19 protein-coding genes are annotated in these 19,741 nt (G+C 71.1%); 15 read left to right on the top strand and 4 right to left on the bottom strand.

Features of this window, described 5'->3' with window-relative positions; all coding sequences use genetic code 11:
• Positions 1 to 91 precede the first annotated feature (91 nt).
• Positions 92 to 817 (bottom strand): 3'-5' exonuclease, encoded by a 726-nt coding sequence (locus tag ACFWBD_RS34585; RefSeq protein ID WP_385675776.1) that lies wholly within the window; start codon positions 815 to 817, stop codon positions 92 to 94.
• Positions 818 to 985: 168 nt separating this feature from the next.
• Here ACFWBD_RS34585 and ACFWBD_RS34580 point away from each other — a divergent pair, with 168 nt between their 5' ends.
• The 3 genes from ACFWBD_RS34580 (at position 986) to thrS (ending at position 4,841) form a co-directional block, all read left to right on the top strand.
• Positions 986 to 1,552 (top strand): DUF4365 domain-containing protein, encoded by a 567-nt coding sequence (locus ACFWBD_RS34580; RefSeq protein WP_057606934.1) that lies wholly within the window; start codon positions 986 to 988, stop codon positions 1,550 to 1,552.
• On the top strand, positions 1,549 to 2,763 hold the full coding sequence (locus ACFWBD_RS34575; RefSeq protein WP_385675773.1) for a hypothetical protein: 1,215 nt from the start codon (positions 1,549 to 1,551) through the stop codon (positions 2,761 to 2,763). The genes ACFWBD_RS34580 and ACFWBD_RS34575 overlap by 4 nt, the downstream gene beginning before the upstream one ends.
• A 101-nt stretch (positions 2,764 to 2,864) precedes the next feature.
• Positions 2,865 to 4,841: a threonine--tRNA ligase gene (gene thrS / locus ACFWBD_RS34570; RefSeq protein ID WP_385675770.1), complete on the top strand. Its 1,977-nt coding sequence runs from the start codon at positions 2,865 to 2,867 to the stop codon at positions 4,839 to 4,841.
• Between the two features lie 37 nt (positions 4,842 to 4,878).
• Here thrS and ACFWBD_RS34565 read toward each other — a convergent pair whose 3' ends face one another.
• Complete coding sequence (locus ACFWBD_RS34565) at positions 4,879 to 5,574, bottom strand: potassium channel family protein (protein ID WP_385675767.1); 696 nt, start codon at positions 5,572 to 5,574, stop codon at positions 4,879 to 4,881.
• Positions 5,575 to 5,641: 67 nt separating this feature from the next.
• Here ACFWBD_RS34565 and ACFWBD_RS34560 point away from each other — a divergent pair, with 67 nt between their 5' ends.
• Positions 5,642 to 6,205, top strand: a complete 564-nt coding sequence (locus ACFWBD_RS34560; protein ID WP_385675764.1) for an HIT family protein — start codon at positions 5,642 to 5,644, stop codon at positions 6,203 to 6,205.
• Between the two features lie 141 nt (positions 6,206 to 6,346).
• Here the strand turns inward: ACFWBD_RS34560 and ACFWBD_RS34555 are convergent, their stop codons facing one another.
• Both ACFWBD_RS34555 and ACFWBD_RS34550 read right to left on the bottom strand, forming a co-directional pair.
• Positions 6,347 to 8,008 (bottom strand): hypothetical protein, encoded by a 1,662-nt coding sequence (locus tag ACFWBD_RS34555; RefSeq protein ID WP_385675761.1) that lies wholly within the window; start codon positions 8,006 to 8,008, stop codon positions 6,347 to 6,349.
• Between the two features lie 198 nt (positions 8,009 to 8,206).
• A complete protein-coding gene (locus ACFWBD_RS34550) occupies positions 8,207 to 10,396 on the bottom strand; it encodes an elongation factor G-like protein EF-G2 (RefSeq protein ID WP_385675758.1) in 2,190 nt (729 codons plus the stop codon).
• Positions 10,397 to 10,615: 219 nt separating this feature from the next.
• On the opposite strand from ACFWBD_RS34550, the gene pgsA reads away from it, so the two are divergent.
• The 11 genes from pgsA to yajC all read left to right on the top strand — a co-directional run bounded on the left by pgsA (position 10,616) and on the right by yajC (position 19,686).
• Complete coding sequence (gene pgsA, locus ACFWBD_RS34545; RefSeq protein WP_385675779.1) at positions 10,616 to 11,368, top strand: phosphatidylinositol phosphate synthase; 753 nt, start codon at positions 10,616 to 10,618, stop codon at positions 11,366 to 11,368.
• Positions 11,365 to 12,282: a phosphatidylinositol mannoside acyltransferase gene (locus ACFWBD_RS34540; RefSeq protein ID WP_385675756.1), complete on the top strand. Its 918-nt coding sequence runs from the start codon at positions 11,365 to 11,367 to the stop codon at positions 12,280 to 12,282. The genes pgsA and ACFWBD_RS34540 overlap by 4 nt, the downstream gene beginning before the upstream one ends.
• Positions 12,279 to 13,451, top strand: coding sequence for a glycosyltransferase family 4 protein (locus ACFWBD_RS34535; protein ID WP_385675753.1), 1,173 nt, complete (start codon positions 12,279 to 12,281; stop codon positions 13,449 to 13,451). The genes ACFWBD_RS34540 and ACFWBD_RS34535 overlap by 4 nt, the downstream gene beginning before the upstream one ends.
• Positions 13,452 to 13,483: 32 nt before the next feature.
• A complete protein-coding gene (locus ACFWBD_RS34530) occupies positions 13,484 to 14,035 on the top strand; it encodes a hypothetical protein (protein WP_385675750.1) in 552 nt (183 codons plus the stop codon).
• A 212-nt stretch (positions 14,036 to 14,247) separates the two neighbouring features.
• On the top strand, positions 14,248 to 15,159 hold the full coding sequence (gene pdxS, locus ACFWBD_RS34525; protein WP_351768163.1) for a pyridoxal 5'-phosphate synthase lyase subunit PdxS: 912 nt from the start codon (positions 14,248 to 14,250) through the stop codon (positions 15,157 to 15,159).
• Between the two features lie 8 nt (positions 15,160 to 15,167).
• Entirely contained in the window at positions 15,168 to 15,779 is a 612-nt protein-coding gene (gene pdxT, locus ACFWBD_RS34520; RefSeq protein ID WP_385675746.1) for a pyridoxal 5'-phosphate synthase glutaminase subunit PdxT, read from the top strand.
• Positions 15,780 to 15,851: 72 nt separating this feature from the next.
• Positions 15,852 to 16,604 (top strand): YebC/PmpR family DNA-binding transcriptional regulator, encoded by a 753-nt coding sequence (locus ACFWBD_RS34515; RefSeq protein WP_385675743.1) that lies wholly within the window; start codon positions 15,852 to 15,854, stop codon positions 16,602 to 16,604.
• Positions 16,605 to 16,755: 151 nt separating this feature from the next.
• Entirely contained in the window at positions 16,756 to 17,304 is a 549-nt protein-coding gene (ruvC, locus tag ACFWBD_RS34510) for a crossover junction endodeoxyribonuclease RuvC (protein ID WP_385675739.1), read from the top strand.
• Positions 17,301 to 17,906, top strand: a complete 606-nt coding sequence (ruvA, locus tag ACFWBD_RS34505; protein ID WP_385675736.1) for a Holliday junction branch migration protein RuvA — start codon at positions 17,301 to 17,303, stop codon at positions 17,904 to 17,906. The genes ruvC and ruvA overlap by 4 nt, the downstream gene beginning before the upstream one ends.
• A gap of 9 nt (positions 17,907 to 17,915) precedes the next feature.
• Positions 17,916 to 18,974 (top strand): Holliday junction branch migration DNA helicase RuvB, encoded by a 1,059-nt coding sequence (gene ruvB, locus ACFWBD_RS34500; RefSeq protein ID WP_385675733.1) that lies wholly within the window; start codon positions 17,916 to 17,918, stop codon positions 18,972 to 18,974.
• A 175-nt stretch (positions 18,975 to 19,149) separates the two neighbouring features.
• On the top strand, positions 19,150 to 19,686 hold the full coding sequence (gene yajC / locus ACFWBD_RS34495) for a preprotein translocase subunit YajC (RefSeq protein WP_385675731.1): 537 nt from the start codon (positions 19,150 to 19,152) through the stop codon (positions 19,684 to 19,686).
• Positions 19,687 to 19,741 lie beyond the last annotated feature (55 nt).

Below are 19,741 nucleotides of genomic sequence, written 5' to 3'. Positions count from 1 at the left end.
GACCGCAAACCACCAGCCCCGTCACCGCCCAAGCCGCGATCCGAAACGGAACACGACTCAAGTGGCGACGGGAGAACTCAAAACCAGCTCACTAGGCCGCCGCCGACAGCTCCGGGCGTAGCGGCCAGGAGGTGTCCACCGTCTCCGGAGTGCCGCTGCGCGCGAACCACGCCTGGAGTCCCCGCGCCTGAGCCGCGTGCCAGGTCGTCTGGAGCGTGTGCAGTTCGGCGGGGGACAGGCGGTCCAGACGGGCCGCGAACCGCCGGCCCAGCGCCCGGACGACCTCCAGAGCGGCCAGCGCGTCGGCCGCCGCGTCGTGCGCGTCGGCCAGCGTCACGCCGTAGTGCGCGCACAGGTCGGTGAGCGTGCGCCGGCCCTTGCGGTAGCGGTCCAGATGCTTGTCGAGGACCCGTGGGTCCAGCACCCGCAGCGGTGTCGCGTCCACCCAGTTGCCGAGCGCGCAGGCGCGGTGCCTGCGCAGCTCACGGTCGAGCAGCGTCAGGTCGAACGGCGCGTTCATCACCACCAACGGACGCCCCGCGGCGGCCTGTTCGGCGAGCAGCTCGGCTATCTCGAACATCACCGGCGACGGCCAGCGGCCGTTGCGCTGAAGGTGATCGTCCGTCAGCCCGTGCACCTCTGTCGCCCCGGCCGGCACCGGCACGCCCGGGTTCACCAGCCAGCGGCTCACCCTGGGCCGGACTCCCGGCGCGTCCTGGACGACGAGGGCGGCCGACACGATCCGGTCGGTCTCCACGTCGACGCCCGTCGTCTCCGTGTCAAAGGCGGCCAGAGGCCCCTCGTACCAGTACGTCATACCCACACAACCCCTCGTTCACCCACGGCAGCTGACGCCCCGTCTTCTGCCTGTTTGGTGATACCCGTGCTGTTTGCGCCGTACGCCGGAAGGACACAACACGAGTACGGGTCATCGCAGTTCAGCGACTCGTCACGGGGACTGGCTTTGCGTGGAAGGCTGTTGGTCATGGCGATAGCGCAGCCCGAGCGGGGCGGGCTGCTGCCCGAACGCGAGGGGCTTCATCGCGGCACGCTCGCCACCACCGCCTGCATGGAGACACTCCAGGTGGGCTATCTGCACGCCGTCGCGGCGGCGGCGGGGTGCTCGCTGTCCCAGCCGTTCCCGGACAACGGCATCGACTGGCACGTCAGCCACAGCGCGCCCGGGCACACCGTCGACGACGAGGTCACCATCAAGGTGCAGCTCAAGGCGACCTACCAGATCCGGCCCAACCCGCCCGGCCGCTTCTTCTCGTTCACGCTCGACAACGACCACCTGCGCAAACTCGCCCGCACCCCGGTGTCGGTGCACAAGATCCTCGTCGTGATGCTCGTCCCGCGGTCCCAGGACCAGTGGCTGCGCGCCGGCCACGACTGCCTCGAACTGCGGCACTGCTGCTACTGGGTCAATCTCGCCGGCCACCCGATCACCGGCCGGACCCGGACCACCGTGCGGATACCGACCACACGCATCTTCGACGACCGGGCGCTGTGCGAGATCATGACGCGGGCCGGGACGGGAGGCAGACCATGACCCACCGCCCCCTCGACGAGCCACTGCGGCCCGTACGGCCGCACCCCGAGGCTCACTGGAACCAGTCCCCCGAGCCCGGCGAGGTCGACCCCGCCGTGCTCGGCGCCCTGCTGCGCCGGCACGGCTGGCAGCGGCGCGGCGGCGCCGCCGGCCGCTACGGCCGCTGGACCCCGCCCGGACCGGGCGGCTCCGGGACCAGCCTGCTCGTCCCGGAGAGCCGGGCCTTCCCCGACAGCGACGACCTGCTCGGCGAGGCGCTCCTCGCGCTGGCCCGCTGCGGTATGCCCTCCGCGCGTGAGGTGCTCGTCGGGCTCGCCGTCCCGAGCGACGAGATCCGCTGGTGGCGGGACACACCGGCCGGGCCCGCCGGGGCCGCGTCCTGGCCCGTCGAGGAACAGCTGCGCGCCGCCGCCCGGCAGATGCTGCTGGCCGGCGCGCTCGCCACGCGCGCGCGGGCCGGCTACTACGGCGCCCGGCACCGGCACGCGGCCTTCGCGGCGCTGGAGAGCGTCCTCGTCGGCTCCGCCGCCGGTGGACGCCGTCTGACGGCCTTCGTGCCCGTGGCGGCCGCCCGCCCCCTCGCCGTCCGCCTCCACCAGGCCCTGTACGCGGTCCGCGAGGCGATCGACTACCAGCGGGCCACCGGGGGCATGGACGCCTTCGACGGCGCCGTGGAGGCCGGCGCCAGCCGCGAGCTCACCGAGGCGTTGATCACCCTGGTCCGGGGCACCGAGGGCGCCCGGATCGCCGTCGAGTGGGCGCCGGCCGCCGGGGTCCCCGAGGCGTGCGCCGCGAGCGGTGAACCGGTCGAGTTCTCGCCGGGCGACCTGTCCGTGCTGCGCGAGGCGGGCGCCCGCTATCTCCGTGCGGAGCCCTCCGTGTCCGTGCGGATCACCGGCACGGTCGTCCGGATGCGCAGGTCGGGGCCGCGCGGCGAGGGCAGCGTACGGCTGCGGGTGCTGGCCGGCGCCGAGATCCCGCACGTGCGGCTCACCCTCGACGAGGAGGACTACCGCATCGCCGGCCAGGCCCACCTGGTCGGACTGCCGGTACGGGTGCAGGGCCGGCTGGAGAGCAGGGGCGGGTTCCGCAGGCTCACCGGCGCCTGCGGGGTCGTACCCGTGCAGGTCGACGAGGCCGAGCGGGACCGTCTGATGAAGTCGCTGCAGGATCATCTCGACTACTTCGAGGAAGCGTGCGGAGGGGAGTAGCCGGGAAACTGATTTCGCGGTCGGAGGGGGTGGGTCGGTACGATCGCCTCTTGCGCGCGCTCAGGGTATGGCGCCGCACCCCCTTCAGTCAGGAGAGACCGGTGTCAGACGTCCGTGTGATCATCCAACGCGATTCCGAGCGGGAAGAGCGCACGGTGACGACGGGCACCACGGCCGCCGACCTCTTCGCCGGCGAGCGCTCGATCGTCGCCGCGCGCGTGTCCGGCGAGCTCAGGGACCTGTCGTACGTGCTCGCCGACGGCGAGGAGGTCGAGGCCGTCGAGATCTCCTCGACCGACGGCCTGAACATCCTGCGCCACTCCACCGCGCACGTCATGGCCCAGGCCGTGCAGGAGCTCTTCCCCGAGGCCAAGCTGGGCATCGGCCCGCCGGTCAAGGACGGCTTCTACTACGACTTCGACGTCGAGAAGCCGTTCACGCCCGAGGATCTCAAGGCCGTCGAGAAGAAGATGCAGGAGATCCAGAAGCGGGGGCAGAGGTTCGCCCGTCGCGTGGTCACCGACGAGGCCGCCCGCGAGGAGCTCGCCGACGAGCCCTACAAGCTCGAGCTCATCGGCATCAAGGGCTCGGCCTCCACCGACGACGGCGCGGACGTCGAGGTCGGCGCCGGCGAGCTGACGATCTACGACAACCTGGACGCCAAGACCGGTGACCTGTGCTGGAAGGACCTCTGCCGGGGTCCCCACCTGCCCACCACCCGCAACATCCCGGCGTTCAAGCTGATGCGCAACGCGGCCGCCTACTGGCGCGGCAGCGAGAAGAACCCCATGCTCCAGCGCATCTACGGCACCGCCTGGCCCTCCAAGGAGGAGCTGAAGGCCCACCTCGACTTCCTCACCGAGGCCGAGAAGCGCGACCACCGCAAGCTGGGCAGCGAGCTGGACCTCTTCTCCGTCCCGGAGCAGATCGGTTCCGGCCTCGCCGTCTTCCACCCCAAGGGCGGCGTCATCCGCCGGGTCATGGAGGACTACTCGCGCCGCCGCCACGAGGAGGAGGGCTACGAGTTCGTCTACACCCCGCACGCGACGAAGGGGAAGCTCTTCGAGACCTCGGGCCACCTGGACTGGTACGCCGACGGCATGTACCCGCCCATGCAGCTCGACGAGGGCGTGGACTACTACCTCAAGCCCATGAACTGCCCGATGCACAACCTGATCTTCGACGCGCGCGGCCGCTCGTACCGTGAACTGCCGCTGCGCCTCTTCGAGTTCGGGACCGTGTACCGGTACGAGAAGTCGGGCGTCGTGCACGGCCTGACCCGCGCGCGCGGTTTCACCCAGGACGACGCGCACATCTACTGCACCCGCGAGCAGATGGCCGACGAGCTCGACAGGACGCTCACCTTCGTGCTGAACCTGCTGCGCGACTACGGTCTGGACGACTTCTACCTGGAGCTGTCCACCAAGGACCCGGAGAAGTTCGTCGGCTCCGACGAGGTGTGGGAGGAGGCCACCGAGACGCTGCGGCAGGTGGCCGAGAAGCAGGGCCTCCCGCTGGTCCCGGACCCGGGCGGCGCCGCCTTCTACGGGCCGAAGATCTCCGTCCAGACCAAGGACGCGATCGGCCGCACCTGGCAGATGTCGACCGTGCAGCTCGACTTCAACCTGCCGGAGCGCTTCGACCTCGAGTACACCGGCCCCGACGGCTCGAAGCAGCGCCCGGTGATGATCCACCGTGCCCTCTTCGGCTCGATCGAGCGTTTCTTCGCGGTCCTCCTGGAGCACTACGCGGGCGCCTTCCCGGCGTGGCTGGCCCCGGTCCAGGCGATCGGCATCCCGATCGGCGACGGACACGTGGAGTACCTGGAGAAGTTCGCCGCGGCCGCGAAGAAGCAGGGCCTGCGGGTGGAGGTGGACTCCTCCTCGGACCGTATGCAGAAGAAGATCCGCAACGCCCAGAAGCAGAAGGTGCCCTTCATGGTCATCGCGGGCGACGAGGACATGTCGGGCGGCTCGGTCTCCTTCCGCTACCGCGACGGCTCGCAGGAGAACGGCATCCCGTTCGACGAGGCCATCGCGAAGATCGCGAAGGTCGTCGAGGAGCGGACGCAGGTCTGATCCTGTCGTGCGCGGGCCCCCGGGGAGTTCACCCAGTTCACCTCCGCGGGGGCCCTTCGCCGTTCCGGGGGCCCGGGGGGCTCTGGGCGCTCCCGGTGTCGGTCTCCTGGGAGAACACCTGGATCAGCCAGGAGGAGAACGACCCGGTGACCGCGCCCAGCAGGGCCAGCCCGCACGCCATCATGCCGACCGCGATCAGCCGGCCCCACGGGGTGACGGGCGTGATGTCGCCGTAGCCGACGGTGGTGAGCGTCTCGCAGGTCCACCACAGGGCGTCGCCGAAGGTCTTCATGTTCGCCCCCGGAGCCCCGCGTTCCTGGTCGTACACGGCGAGCGCGCCGGCGAAGCCCAGCAGTCCCGTGGACAGCCCGGCATAGGTGATCACGCGCGCGTGCAGCGAGAACCGTGGCTGTCCGTGCCGGCGCTGCACGGCCTCGTAGAGCTTGACGATCCGCAGCGGGCGCAGCAGGGGGAGCAGGACGACCAGTGCGTCGAGCCAGTGGGCGCGCACGAAGCGCAGCCGCTGTCCGCTGAGCCTCCAGCGCACCGCGAAGTCCACGGCGAACATCGCCCACGCGATCAGCATCACGGCGAAGCAGAGGTCGCGCCAGCCGTCCGTGATGTGCCGGGCGAGGACATGGATGGCGTACCCGATGAGGAAGGCCAGGGAGGCCAGCGCGAGGGGGACCTCGGTGCGCTGCTCCCAGCGGGCCACACGGCTGTCTTCGTCCATCGGCCCAGCTTGGCCCGCGAGGCTTTTCCCGCAGCCCCGCCGACACGCCGCGAATGGGCGAAGCAATATGCTGCCTTGCATGACGAGTGAGCCGGAACAGCAGATCGGAGTGGGCACGCAGGACGCGTTCCAGCGTCTGTGGACGCCCCACCGGATGGCCTACATCCAGGGTGAGAACAAGCCGACCGGTCCGGGTGCCGACGACGGCTGTCCCTTCTGCTCGATCCCGGCCAAATCGGACGAGGACGGGCTGGTCGTCCGACGCGGTGAGCACGTGTACGCGGTGCTGAACCTGTACCCGTACAACGGCGGCCACCTGATGACCGTCCCCTACCGGCATGTCGCCGACTACACCGACCTGACGGTGCCGGAGACGGCCGAGCTCGCCGAGCTGACCAAGCAGGCGATGACGGCCCTGCGCACCGCGTCCGGCGCGCAGGGCTTCAACATCGGCATGAACCAGGGGTCCGTCGCGGGCGCCGGCATCGCCGCCCACCTGCACCAGCACATCGTGCCCCGCTGGGGCGGGGACACGAACTTCATGCCGGTGGTGGGCCACACGCGCGTACTGCCGCAACTCCTGGCAGACACGAGGAAAATGCTGGCAGAGGCCTGGCCGACGGCGGCCTAGCGGCTCAGCCGGCCGGGTCTACCAGCCCGTCCGGCGTCTGAGGACGAGGCCCCTTCAGGGCCGAAGAGGGGGTCCGGGGGCGCAGCCCCCGGGGCCGGTCACCTCAAGACACCCGCACGATTTCGGCCGACCGCCGGAGGCCTACGCGTCGTAGCTGTCGGCCTTTCGCGGTGACACGTCCTGGACGGCACCGCTGAGGGCCGACGAGCGCGAGCTGAACTTGTCGATGTCCACGTCGTGCTCCTTGAGCACCTTGAGCGCGGCAGTGTGCACCACACGCAGTACCGGCGTGGCCGCGCGCAGCGCGTCGTCGGCCATGAAGCGGTGCCGCCAGGGCTGGTCGGCCCAGGCGTGCCGCAGACCGAAGGGCTCGGGCAGGCCGATGGAGCCGCCGAGCCACTTCAGCAGCGGCGGGTACCAGCTGATCGTCGCCCGCGCGGCCAGCCGGACCACCTCGTCGGGGGTGACCAGCGGAAGCTTGACCGTCCGCGTCTCCCAGAACCGGACGCTCTTGGCGACCTCCTTGGTGGGGGCCGCGGACTTCGTGGTGAACAGGCCGTTCACCGGGCCCAGGGCGTGCCCGGTGACCTCGATGCGCAGCGTCTCGTGCAGCACCGTCACCGTGATCAGCATGGTGATGATCAACTGGCCGTCCCAGAGCGGCCACTGGACGCCCAGGTAGTGCCGGTCGCCGCCGCCGAACTGCTGGTTGTTGCAGATGTCCTCTATGGCCCGCGGTTTGACCTGGTACGCCTCGACGTCGGTGCCCTCCGGCCGGGCGACGGCCTTGGCGTTCTCGCCGACCGGCGTGACGATCCAGTGCCGGACCGTGGGCGGCGGGAAGCCGCCGGTCTTCAGACTCTGCCGGGGCAGCAGGTTCAGCTGGTCGTGGATGGCCCGTACGACGGTCCAGCTGCGGAACTCGTGGACGCCCTTCACGGGGTCGACCGGTGTCAGCTCCTCGGCGAGGTGCCAGGCGCCCCAGCGCGTGCCCATGCCGAGTATGCCCTTGGGGCCGGCGTAGAAGACCGAGTTGGACTGCTGTTCGGCGCTGAGCCGGGCCAGGGACTGGCGCAGCTGCTCGGCCGCCGTCTGGTTCGGGCTGGTCGGCACGGCCTCGGGGACCTTGGCGCCGACGCTGCTGCCGGCCAGCAGGCTGTCCCAGCGCCCGCGCAGGTCCGTCGCGGTGCCCTCGCAGATCCGCTTGGCCAGGAACCAGCCGGCCACGGGCGCCACGACGCACCCGCGCGCGTACCACCCCACGACACCGGTGAACGGCATCTTGATGAGGAAGAGCACGGCGAGGGCGCCCACGGCGACGAGCAGGCCGGTGCCGATGCCGGAGACCCGCTTGTTGTCCAGCCTCCCCATGGTCGCCCGCAGTTGGAAGACCAGCAGCCACACCAGCAGGCCGGGCAGGAAGAGCACACCGCAGAGCAGCATCACGCCGGTCAGCTTCTGGTCGCGCTCCCGGCGGATGCGGTTGGCCGCGAGACAGTGCTCGACGACGGCCTGCGGCTCACTGCCGAAGGACTGGATGAGCGGGGCACGGCCGACGCCCAGCATGCGGTCGATCACCGCCTGGGAGAACGCCTCGCCGAGGTTGGGCCGGAAGATCCTGGCCCAGCTGCGGCCGGGATTGACCGCGGTCTGGTGCCACTCGTTGTCGGCCTTCTTGATGTCCTCGACCGGGTTGTCCCGGTAGGCCGCCGAGGCCAGCGCGAAGGTCGGTGTCTGCCCTCCGTCGCCCGTCTGCGGCACCTGTGGTCCGAAGATGTCCGCGTAACCGCTGCCAACGGTCATTCCCGCCCCCGATCGCCGCCGCTCCCGCTTCTGCGGCTTTCCCGACTTCCGTACTTCGCACACCTGTTGATCAGGTCATCAGCGTATCCGCAGGCAGCGGCATCCGTCGGCGGACGGCCGAAGCCGCCCGCCGAATCGGAGGGAAATGTTCCACTACGGTGTCCCACCGGCCACTTGAGGGCCGGTGGGCATCAACCGTCAGCCGCTCTGCGCCTGTTGGCGGACCTTCTCGGCGACCTGTGCCGGCATCGGCTCGTGCCGGGCGTACGCGCGCTGGAAGCGCGCCGTGCCGTGGGAGAGGGAGCGCAGGTCGACCGCGTACCGGCCGATCTCGATCTCGGGCACCTCGGCCCTGACGACGGTGCGCCCGCCGCTGGTCTGCTCCGTGCCCAGCACCCGCCCGCGGCGACCCGACAGATCGCTCATCACGGCGCCCACGTACGCGTCGCCGACCAGAACGGTCACCTCGGCCACCGGCTCCAGCAGATGGATCCGCGCCTCGGCCGCCGCCTCCCGCAGCGCCAGCGCGCCGGCCGTCTGGAACGCGGCGTCGGAGGAGTCCACCGAGTGCGCCTTGCCGTCGAGCAGGGTGACCCGGATGTCGACCAGCGGATGCCCGGCCTCCACACCCTTGGCCGCCTGCGCCCGTACGCCCTTCTCGACGGACGGGATGAACTGCCGGGGCACCGCGCCGCCGACGACCTTGTCCACGAACTCGATGCCCGTGCCGCCCGGCAGCGGTTCCACCTCGATCTCGCAGACGGCGTACTGGCCGTGTCCGCCGGACTGCTTGACGTGCCGTCCGCGCCCGCCGGACCTCGTCGCGAACGTCTCCCGGAGGGGGACCCTGTGCGGGACGACGTCGACCTGGACGCCGTAGCGGGAGCGCAGCCGCTCCAGGGCGACGTCCGAGTGGGCCTCGCCCAGACACCACAGGACCACCTGGTGGGTGTGCTGGTTCTGTTCCAGGCGCATCGTCGGGTCCTCGGCGACCAGCCGGCCCAGCCCCTGCGAGAGCTTGTCCTCGTCGGCCTTGCTGTGCGCCTGGATGGCGAGCGGCAGCAGCGGGTCGGGCATCCGCCAGGGCTCCATGAGGAGCGGGTCGTCCTTGGCGGACAGGGTGTCGCCGGTCTCCGCGTGGCCGAGCTTCGCCACACACGCCAGGTCGCCCGCGATGCAGTGCGTCAGGCTCCGCTGCTGTTTGCCGAACGGCGCGGACAGGGCGCCGATGCGTTCGTCGACGTCGTGGTCCTCGTGGCCGCGGTCGGCGAGGCCGTGCCCCGAGACATGGACGGTCTCGTCGGGGTGCAGGGTGCCGGAGAAGACCCGGACCAGCGAGACACGGCCCACGTAGGGGTCGGACGAGGTCTTCACGACCTCCGCGACCAGGGGCCCGTCCGGATCGCACGACGTCAGCTCGCGCGGCTCGCCGTCGATCGTCGTCACACGGGGCGCCGGGCGCTCCAGGGGCGTCGGGAAGCCCCTCGTGACCAGTTCCAGCAGCTCGACCGTGCCGAGGCCCTGCCGGGCGCCCTCGGCGGCCGGGGCGGCCGCGAGGACGGGGAAGAACGTGCCGCGGGCGACGGCCCGCTCCAGGTCCTGGATCAGCGTCTTGACGTCGATCTGCTCGCCGCCGAGATAGCGGTCCATGAGGGTCTCGTCCTCGCTCTCGGCGATGATCCCCTCGATCAGCCGGTCGCGGGCCGTCTCGAGGTCCGGCAGCTGGTCCTCGCCCGGCTCGGACTCCTTGCGTTCTCCGGTGGAGTAGTCGAACAGCTTCCGGGACAGCAGCCCGGTCAGTCCGGTCACGGGCGCGTGCCCGTCGGGTCCCTCGGGCCCGTGCAGCGGCAGGTACAGCGGGAGGACCGCGTCCGGGTCGTCGCCGCCGAAGGCCTCCGCGCAGATCCGCGTCATCTCCTCGAAGTCCGCGCGGGCGGCCTCCAGGTGGGTGACGACGATCGCGCGGGGCATGCCGACGGCCGCGCACTCCTCCCACACCATCCGGGTCGAGCCGTCCACGCCGTCCGCCGCCGAGACGACGAAGAGGGCCGCGTCCGCTGCGCGCAGACCGGCCCTGAGTTCCCCGACGAAGTCGGCGTATCCGGGGGTGTCGAGGACGTTGACCTTGATGCCGTCCCATTCCACGGGCACCAGGGAGAGCTGTACCGAGCGCTGCTGCCGGTGCTCGATCTCGTCGTAGTCGGAGACGGTGCCGCCGTCCTCCACGCGGCCCGCCCGGTTCACCGCTCCCGCCGTCAGCGCGAGAGCTTCCACCAATGTCGTCTTGCCCGATCCGCAGTGGCCGACCAGCACCACATTCCGTACGGACGCGGGGTGGTCGGCCGCTGTAGCCCTGCCGGCGGCTCCGGGATGTGCCTTGTCGCCCATTTTCCTTGCCTCCCGAACACGGTGAGGTCACTGGGGGCGCGGGCACGGCGGCCCCGCGTGCGATGGCGGCTCCGGCGACGCCCGCGGTCCTTCGAGCTTTCCACTCCGGTCACGGCGCGTCCATACGGCGGACGCGACCCGGCCGTGACCCGGATTCCGTCACGACGTGACACGGGGGTCAGGGTGCCCGACCGTCGCACACACGCGCGCGTGGCTACGATGGGCCAGCCGGCGGCCAGCAGGGGCCGCCCGGCGACACCGACCCTCGGGAAGGCCATGCTGAACAAGTACGCGCGTGCATTCTTCACGCGTGTCCTCACACCGTTCGCCGCGTTTCTCATCCGCCGGGGTGTGAGCCCCGACACGGTCACGCTCCTCGGCACCGCCGGCGTGATCGCGGGCGCGCTGGTCTTCTACCCCAGGGGCGAGCTCTTCTGGGGCACGATCGTGATCACGCTCTTCGTCTTCTCCGACCTGGTCGACGGCAACATGGCCCGCCAGCTCGGCCGGACCAGCCGCTGGGGCGCCTTCCTCGACTCCACGCTCGACCGGGTCGCCGACGGCGCGATCTTCGGCGGCTTCGCGCTCTGGTACGCCGGCAACGGCGACGACAACGTCCTGTGCGCCGTCTCGATCTTCTGCCTCACCAGCGGCCAGGTGGTGTCGTACACGAAGGCCCGGGGCGAGTCGATCGGCCTGCCGGTCGCCGTCAACGGGCTCGTCGAGCGCGCCGAGCGCCTGGTGATCTCCCTGGTCGCGGCCGGTCTGGCGGGTCTGCACACGTTCGGTGTGCCCGGCATCCAGGTGCTGCTGCCGATCGCGCTGTGGATCGTCGCCGTCGGCAGCCTCGTCACGCTGATCCAGCGGGTCGTCACGGTCCGGCGCGAGTCGGCGGAGGCGGAGGCCGCCGCGGCCCAGGAGGACCCGCAGTCCCAGGGACACGAGGCGCAGGGGAGCGAGGCCGCGAAGTGAGCGCCCAGGAGCGCCTGACCGACGCGCTGTACGGCCTCGGGTGGAGCACCGTCAAGAAGCTCCCCGAGCCCGTCGCCGTACGCCTCGGCCGCACCGTCGCCGACCTCGCGTGGAAGCGACGCGGCAAGGGTGTGCGACGGCTGGAGAGCAACTACGCGCGCGTGCTGCCGGACGCGAGCCCCGAGCGCCTGGCCGAGCTCTCGCGCGCGGGGATGCGCTCCTATCTGCGCTACTGGATGGAGTCCTTCCGGCTGCCGGCCTGGAGCGCCGAGCGCGTCGGCAAGGCCTTCGAAGCCGAGGACCTCCACCATCTGACCGACGGGATCGCCTCCGGCCGGGGCGTCATCCTGGCCCTGCCGCACATGGCCAACTGGGACCTGGCCGGCGCCTGGCTCACCACCGAACTCCGGACGCCCTTCACCACCGTCGCCGAGCGCCTCAAGCCGGAGACGCTCTACGACCGGTTCGTCGCCTACCGGGAGGGCCTCGGCATGGAGGTGCTGCCGCACAGCGGCGGCACCGCCTTCGGCATCCTGGCCCGGCGGCTGCGCGACGGCGGGCTGGTCTGCCTGGTCGCCGAGCGCGACCTGTCCGCCTCCGGGGTCGAGGTGGACTTCTTCGGGGACACCGCCACGATGCCCGCCGGACCCGCCCTGCTCGCCCAGCAGACCGGCGCGCTGCTGCTCCCCGTCACGCTCTGGTACGACGACTCGCCCGTCATGCGGGGCCGGGTGCATCCCCCGGTCGAGGTACCCGAGTCAGGTACGCGGGCCGATAAGACGTCTGTCATGACACAGTCGCTGGCAGACGCCTTCGCCACCGGCATCGCCGACCACCCGGAGGACTGGCACATGTTGCAGCGGTTGTGGCTTGCGGACCTGGAACCCCGCCCGTCGGACGGGGACCCCGCGTGAGGATCGGCATCGTCTGCCCGTACTCCTGGGATGTGCCGGGCGGCGTCCAGTTCCACATCCGCGACCTCGCCGAGTACTTCATCCGGCTCGGCCACGAGGTGTCCGTCCTGGCCCCGGCCGACGACGACACCCCGCTGCCGCCGTACGTCGTCTCGGCCGGCCGCGCGGTCCCGGTGCCGTACAACGGCTCGGTGGCGCGCCTCAACTTCGGCTTCCTGTCCGCCGCGCGCGTGCGCCGCTGGCTGCACGACGGGGCGTTCGACGTCGTCCACATCCACGAGCCGACCTCGCCGTCGCTCGGCCTGCTGGCCTGCTGGGCGGCCTCGGGCCCGATCGTGGCCACCTTCCACACGTCCAACCCGCGCTCGCGCGCCATGATCGCCGCGTACTCCATCCTCCAGGCCGCCCTGGAGAAGATCAGCGCGCGGATCGCGGTGAGCGAGTACGCCCGGCGCACGCTGGTGGAGCACCTCGGCGGGGACGCGGTGGTCATCCCCAACGGCGTCGACGTCGACTTCTTCGCCGGGGCCGAGCCCAACCCCGAGTGGCAGGGCGGCACGATCGGCTTCGTCGGGCGCATCGACGAGCCCCGCAAGGGCCTGCCCGTGCTGATGCGGGCCCTGCCGAAGATCTTCGCCGAGCGCCCGGACGCCCGGCTGCTGGTCGCCGGCCGCGGCGACGAGAAGGAGGCGGTGGAGAACCTGCCGAAGGAACTCCACGCGCGCGTGGAGTTCCTCGGGATGATCAGCGACGAGGACAAGGCGCGCCTCCTGCGCAGTGTCGACCTGTACGTCGCCCCCAACACCGGCGGCGAGAGCTTCGGCATCATCCTCGTCGAGGCCATGTCGGCCGGGGCCCCGGTACTCGCCTCCGACCTGGACGCCTTCGCCCAGGTCCTCGACCAGGGAGCGGCCGGCGAGCTGTTCGCCAACGAGAACGCGGACGCGCTGGCCGAGGCGGCGGTACGGCTCCTGGGCGAGCCGGAGCGCAGAGCCGGGCTGCGGGACCGGGGCAGCGCGCACGTACGGCGCTTCGACTGGTCGACCGTCGGCGCGGACATCCTGTCGGTGTACGAGACGGTGACCGCCGGCGCGGCGGCGGTGGCGGCGGCCGACGACGACCGGGGACCGGTTGGTCTGCGGGCCCGGCTCGGACTGGCCCGGGACTGACCCGCCCGCCGCCGTGAGGGTCACGGGTAGCCTTGCCGCCCGTGACCGCAACCCTGATCTGGACCCTTGTCGTCCTCGTGGCGATCGGCCTGTACCTGAGCTGGACGGCGGGACGGCTGGACCGGCTGCACTCCCGTATCGACGCCGCCCGCGCCGCGCTGGACGCGCAGCTGCTGCGCCGGGCGTCCGTGGCCCAGGAGCTGGCCACCTCCAAGGTGCTCGACCCTGCCGCCTCGATCGTCCTGTACGAGGCCGCGCACGCGGCGCGGCAGGCCGAGGAGGAGCAGCGGGAGGTCGCCGAGAGCGAGCTCAGCCAGGCCCTGCGGGCCGTCTTCGCGGACGCGCGGCAACTGGACGTCGTACGCGAGGCGCCCGGGGGAGACGCGGCGGCCCGTGAGCTCACCGAGGCCGTCCTCCGGGTCCCCATGGCCCGCCGCTTCCACAACGACGCCGTGGGCGCGGTCCGCAGACTGCGCCAGCACCGCAAGGTCCGCTGGTTCCGGCTGGCCGGCCACGCCCCGTTCCCGATGGCGTTCGAGATGGACGACGAACCGCCGCCCGCCCTCGCGGACCGCGCGGCCTGAACCGCAGGTCCCGGCGCCCGACGGGCCCGGCGTGCTGGTCCGGGAGAACTCGGCCGGGGTGAGCGGCGCGACCTGCTCGGCGGGGCCCGGCGCGGCCCGCATGATCCACCAAAAGGATCCACGGGCTTTCCATTGGCCCTTGCTGTGGACTGGTCCACTCGCGTTTCCTCATTGCTGCCGAAGCCCTCTTTTTCTACGAGTTAGGTCACCCCGTGTCCAGCACGATCTCCGAAAACCAGACCCCCGAGACCGGCACCGCGCGCGTGAAGCGCGGTATGGCCGAGCAGCTCAAGGGCGGCGTGATCATGGACGTGGTCAACGCCGAGCAGGCGAAGATCGCCGAGGACGCGGGCGCCGTGGCCGTCATGGCGCTGGAGCGGGTCCCGGCCGACATCCGCAAGGACGGCGGTGTGGCCCGGATGTCCGACCCGGACATGATCGAGGGCATCATCGAAGCCGTCTCGATCCCGGTCATGGCGAAGTCCCGTATCGGCCACTTCGTCGAGGCCCAGGTCCTCCAGTCGCTCGGTGTCGACTACATCGACGAGTCCGAGGTCCTCACTCCGGCCGACGAGGTCAACCACTCCGACAAGTGGGCGTTCACCACCCCCTTCGTGTGTGGTGCCACCAACCTGGGCGAGGCCCTGCGCCGCATCGCCGAGGGCGCCGCGATGATCCGCTCCAAGGGCGAGGCCGGCACCGGCAACGTCGTCGAGGCCGTCCGTCACCTGCGCCAGATCAAGAACGAGATCGCCAAGCTGCGCGGCTTCGACAACAACGAGCTGTACGCCGCCGCCAAGGAGCTGCGCGCCCCGTACGAGATCGTCAAGGAGGTCGCCGAGCTCGGCAAGCTCCCGGTCGTCCTCTTCTCCGCCGGTGGTGTCGCCACCCCGGCCGACGCCGCGCTGATGCGCCAGCTCGGTGCCGAGGGCGTCTTCGTCGGCTCCGGCATCTTCAAGTCCGGCGACCCGGCCAAGCGCGCCGCCGCCATCGTGAAGGCCACCACCTTCTACGACGACCCGAAGATCATCGCGGACGCCTCCCGCAACCTGGGCGAGGCCATGGTCGGCATCAACTGCGACACCCTGCCCGAGGCCGAGCGCTACGCCAACCGCGGCTGGTAACCACTCCCATGAGCCGCGAAGCCCCTGTCATAGGCGTCCTGGCACTCCAGGGCGACGTCCGGGAGCACCTCATCGCCCTGGCCGCGGCCGACGCCGTGGCCAGGCCGGTGCGACGTCCCGAGGAACTCGCCGACGTCGACGGTCTCGTCATCCCCGGCGGCGAGTCCACCACCATCTCCAAGCTGGCCGTCCTCTTCGGAGTGATGGAGCCCCTTCGCGCGCGCGTGCGGGCCGGCATGCCCGTCTACGGAACCTGCGCGGGCATGATCCTGCTCGCCGACAAGATCCTCGACCCGCGCTCGGGCCAGGAGACCGTCGGCGGCATCGACATGATCGTGCGCCGCAACGCGTTCGGGCGGCAGAACGAGTCCTTCGAGGCCGCCCTCGACGTGACCGGCATCGCGGGCGATCCGGTGGAGGGCGTGTTCATCCGCGCTCCCTGGGTCGAGTCCGTCGGCGCCGAGACCGAGGTGCTCGCCGCGCACGAGGGCCACATCGTCGCCGTCCGCCAGGGCAACGCGCTCGCCACGTCCTTCCATCCGGAACTGACCGGCGACCACCGTGTGCACGCCCTGTTCGTCGACATGGTGCGCGCGAACCGGGTGGCGGACTCCTTGTAGGATCTGGGGGTCCCCGGATTCCCAAGGCCCGGGGAGTTCGGACCAGATGGGTTACGCGAAGGAGACAGGCAGATGTCCGGCCACTCTAAATGGGCTACGACGAAGCACAAGAAGGCCGTGATCGACGCCAAGCGCGGCAAGCTCTTCGCGAAGCTGATCAAGAACATCGAGGTGGCGGCCCGGATGGGCGGCGTCGACATCGAGGGCAACCCGACCCTCTACGACGCCATCCAGAAGGCCAAGAAGAGCTCGGTTCCGAACAAGAACATCGACTCCGCGGTCAAGCGCGGCGGCGGCCTCGAGGCCGGCGGCGCCGACTACGAGACGATCATGTACGAGGGCTACGGTCCGAACGGCGTCGCGGTCCTCATCGAGTGCCTCACCGACAACCGCAACCGCGCCGCCTCCGACGTCCGCGTCGCGATGACCCGCAACGGCGGCTCGATGGCCGACCCGGGCTCGGTGTCGTACCTCTTCAACCGCAAGGGCGTCGTCATCGTCCCCAAGGGTGAGCTGGCCGAGGACGACGTGCTCGGCGCGGTCCTCGACGCGGGTGCCGAGGAGGTCAACGACCTCGGTGAGTCCTACGAGGTCCTGTCCGAGGCCACCGACATGGTCGCGGTCCGCACCGCCCTCCAGGAAGCCGGCATCGACTACGACTCCGCCGAGGCCAACTTCGTCCCGACCATGCAGGTCGAGCTGGACGAGGACGGCGCGAGGAAGATCTTCAGGCTGATCGACGCGCTCGAGGACAGCGACGACGTGCAGAACGTCTTCGCGAACTTCGACGTCAGCGACGAGGTCATGGAGAAGGTCGACGCGTAACGCCGTCGCGAGCTGAGCGGATCCGTCGGGCCGGTGGGACACGTCCTACCGGCCCGACGTCGTTGTCGGTGGCAGCGGATAGCCTGGCGAACGTCAGAGATCACCGTCCACGGACCGCAGCGGCGGTTCAGCCGCGAAGAGGGGAAGGCGCGTGCGGGTATTGGGGGTGGACCCCGGACTGACGCGATGCGGTGTCGGCGTCGTCGAGGGAGTCGCGGGCCGGCCGCTCACCATGCTCGGTGTGGGTGTCGTACGGACGCCCGCGGACGCCGAGTTGGGGCAGCGCCTCGTCGGCATCGAACAGGGCGTGGAGCGGTGGCTCGACGAGTACCGCCCCGAATACGTGGCCGTGGAGCGGGTGTTCAGCCAGCACAACGTCAGCACGGTCATGGGCACCGCCCAGGCCAGCGCCGTCGCCATGCTGTGCGCCGCCCGCCGCGGCATCCCCGTCGCCCTGCACACCCCGAGCGAGGTCAAGGCCGCCGTCACCGGCAGCGGACGCGCGGACAAGGCCCAGATCGGCGCGATGGTCACCCGCCTGCTGCGGCTCGACGCGCCGCCCAGGCCCGCCGACGCGGCCGACGCCCTCGCGCTTGCCATCTGCCACATCTGGCGCGGCCCCGCGCAGAACCGACTCCAGCGGGCCGTCGCCCTGCACACGGCCACAGCACAGAAGACACCGAAAGGCCGTACGGCATGATCGCCTTCGTCAGCGGCACCGTCGCCGCACTCGCTCCCGACACCGCCGTGCTCGAGGTGGGTGGCGTGGGCATGGCCATCCAGTGCTCGCCGAACACGCTGTCCACGCTCCGGCTCGGCCGGCCGGCCAAGCTCGCCACCTCCCTCGTCGTCCGCGAGGACTCGCTGACCCTGTACGGCTTCGTGGACGACGACGAGCGCCAGGTCTTCGAGCTGCTCCAGACGGCGAGCGGGGTGGGCCCCCGGCTCGCCCAGGCCATGCTGGCGGTCCACGCGCCGGACACCCTGCGCCGCGCGGTGGCCACGGGCGACGAGAAGGCCCTCATCGCGGTGCCGGGCATCGGCAAGAAGGGCGCCCAGAAGCTGTTGCTGGAACTGAAGGACCGCCTGGGCGAGCCGCTCGGCGCCCCCGTGGCCGGCGCACCGGTCACCAGCGGCTGGCGCGACCAGCTGCACGCCGCCCTGATCGGTCTCGGCTACGCGACCCGCGAGGCCGACGAGGCGGTCGCCGCCGTGACCCCGCAGGCCGAGGCCGCGGCCGGCGCGCCCCAGGTGGGCCACCTCCTGAAGGCCGCCCTTCAGACCCTGAACCGCGCCCGCTAGGAGACATCAGTGAACTGGGACGACACGACCGAGGACACCGCCCCGGAGCGGCTGGTCGGCTCTGTCGCCGATGGTGAGGACCAGGCCGTCGAGGCCGCGCTGCGCCCCAAGGACCTCGGCGAGTTCATCGGTCAGGAGAAGGTCCGCGAACAGCTCGACCTCGTCCTGCGCGCCGCACGCGCGCGCGGCGCCACCGCCGACCATGTGCTGCTCTCCGGCGCCCCCGGCCTCGGCAAGACCACCCTGTCGATGATCATCGCCGCCGAGATGGGCGCCCCGATCCGCATCACCAGCGGCCCCGCCATCCAGCACGCGGGCGACCTGGCGGCGATCCTCTCCTCCCTCCAGGAGGGCGAGGTCCTCTTCCTCGACGAGATCCACCGCATGTCGCGGCCCGCCGAGGAGATGCTCTACATGGCGATGGAGGACTTCCGCGTCGACGTCATCGTCGGCAAGGGCCCCGGTGCCACCGCCATCCCGCTCGAACTGCCCCCGTTCACGCTGGTCGGCGCCACCACGCGGGCGGGCCTGCTGCCGCCGCCGCTGCGCGACCGCTTCGGCTTCACGGCGCACATGGAGTTCTACGAGCCCGCCGAGCTCCAGCGCGTCATCCACCGTTCCGCGGACCTCCTCGACGTGGAGATCGACACCGTCGGCGCCGCCGAGATCGCCGGCCGCTCCCGCGGCACCCCCCGGATCGCGAACCGCCTGCTGCGCCGCGTACGTGACTATGCGCAGGTCAAGGCCGACGGGAGGATCACCCGCGAGATCGCGGAAGCCGCGCTGAAGGTCTACGAGGTGGACGCCCGCGGCCTGGACCGCCTCGACCGCGGGGTCCTGGAGGCCCTGCTGAAGCTGTTCGGCGGCGGTCCGGTGGGCCTGTCCACACTCGCCGTGGCGGTGGGGGAGGAACGTGAGACCGTGGAGGAGGTCGCCGAACCCTTCCTGGTGAGGGAGGGCCTGCTCGCCCGTACCCCGCGAGGAAGGGTGGCGACACCGGCCGCGTGGGCGCACCTCGGCCTCACCCCGGCTCAGGGAAGTGGACAACAGGACCTGTTCGGGGCGTGACACGGAGGGCCGCGGCGGAGGTGTTGACCGGGCCAGGAACCCAGGTGCCATGCTGAGCGTTGTTCCATGCGCGCGGACTCGCTTAGACTCCGCCGATGCCGCCGTTGTCGGCAGCACACAACCCCCATCCAACAGGCCGCTCCACCACCGCGGTCGTCCGAAGGAAGTCCGTCCCGTGAGTCCTGTGACCCTCCTCCCGTTCATCGTGCTCATCGGGGCCATGTTCCTGATGACCCGGTCGGCCAAGAAGAAGCAGCAGCAGGCCGCCAGCATGCGTAACGACATGCAGCCCGGCAGTGGTGTCCGCACCATCGGAGGCATGTACGCGACGGTGAAGGAGGTCAACGAGGACACGGTCCTCCTCGACGCCGGTCCTGGCGTCGACCTGCTCTTCGCGAAGAACTCCATCGGTGCCGTCCTGACCGACGACGAGTACAACCGCATCGTCCACGGCATCGAGCACGACCTGAAGTCCGACTCCGACGTCGTCCCGGACGACGCCTCCTCCCTCACCGGGTCCGCCGAGGCCGCCGAGACCGACGACTCCGTCGACGAAGCTGCCGCCGCCTCCGACGACAAGGCCGTCGACCTCGGCAAGAAGGACGCGACCGACGAGGTCCAGGAGAAGGAGAAGGCCGCCGACGCCGAGCAGGCCGAGGCTGCCGAAGAGCCGAAGAAGACGACCGACGGCGACTCCGACGCGAAGAAGTAGCCACGTCCCCGCCGCGCACGGGTCCCACCCGTCCGCGCCGGGGCGCGCGCATCTC

The sequence above is a fragment of the Streptomyces sp. NPDC060002 genome (genome assembly GCF_042737245.1).
Taxonomy (GTDB): Bacteria; Actinomycetota; Actinomycetes; order Streptomycetales; family Streptomycetaceae; genus Streptomyces.
Note: the sequence above shows the minus strand (reverse complement) of the source record. Positions and strands in the feature narration are given on the sequence as shown.

What these genes read in the sequence shown, in the direction of transcription:
- ACFWBD_RS34585 (WP_385675776.1), bottom strand. Translation starts at nt 817, where the DNA reads ATGACGTACTGGTACGAGGGGCCTCTGGCCGCCTTTGACACGGAGACG.
- ACFWBD_RS34580 (WP_057606934.1), top strand. Translation starts at nt 986, where the DNA reads ATGGCGATAGCGCAGCCCGAGCGGGGCGGGCTGCTGCCCGAACGCGAG.
- ACFWBD_RS34575 (WP_385675773.1), top strand. Translation starts at nt 1,549, where the DNA reads ATGACCCACCGCCCCCTCGACGAGCCACTGCGGCCCGTACGGCCGCAC.
- ACFWBD_RS34565 (WP_385675767.1), bottom strand. Translation starts at nt 5,574, where the DNA reads ATGGACGAAGACAGCCGTGTGGCCCGCTGGGAGCAGCGCACCGAGGTC.
- ACFWBD_RS34560 (WP_385675764.1), top strand. Translation starts at nt 5,642, where the DNA reads ATGCTGCCTTGCATGACGAGTGAGCCGGAACAGCAGATCGGAGTGGGC.
- ACFWBD_RS34555 (WP_385675761.1), bottom strand. Translation starts at nt 8,008, where the DNA reads ATGACCGTTGGCAGCGGTTACGCGGACATCTTCGGACCACAGGTGCCG.
- ACFWBD_RS34550 (WP_385675758.1), bottom strand. Translation starts at nt 10,396, where the DNA reads ATGGGCGACAAGGCACATCCCGGAGCCGCCGGCAGGGCTACAGCGGCC.
- pgsA (WP_385675779.1), top strand. Translation starts at nt 10,616, where the DNA reads ATGGGCCAGCCGGCGGCCAGCAGGGGCCGCCCGGCGACACCGACCCTC.
- pdxT (WP_385675746.1), top strand. Translation starts at nt 15,168, where the DNA reads ATGAGCCGCGAAGCCCCTGTCATAGGCGTCCTGGCACTCCAGGGCGAC.
- ACFWBD_RS34515 (WP_385675743.1), top strand. Translation starts at nt 15,852, where the DNA reads ATGTCCGGCCACTCTAAATGGGCTACGACGAAGCACAAGAAGGCCGTG.
- ruvA (WP_385675736.1), top strand. Translation starts at nt 17,301, where the DNA reads ATGATCGCCTTCGTCAGCGGCACCGTCGCCGCACTCGCTCCCGACACC.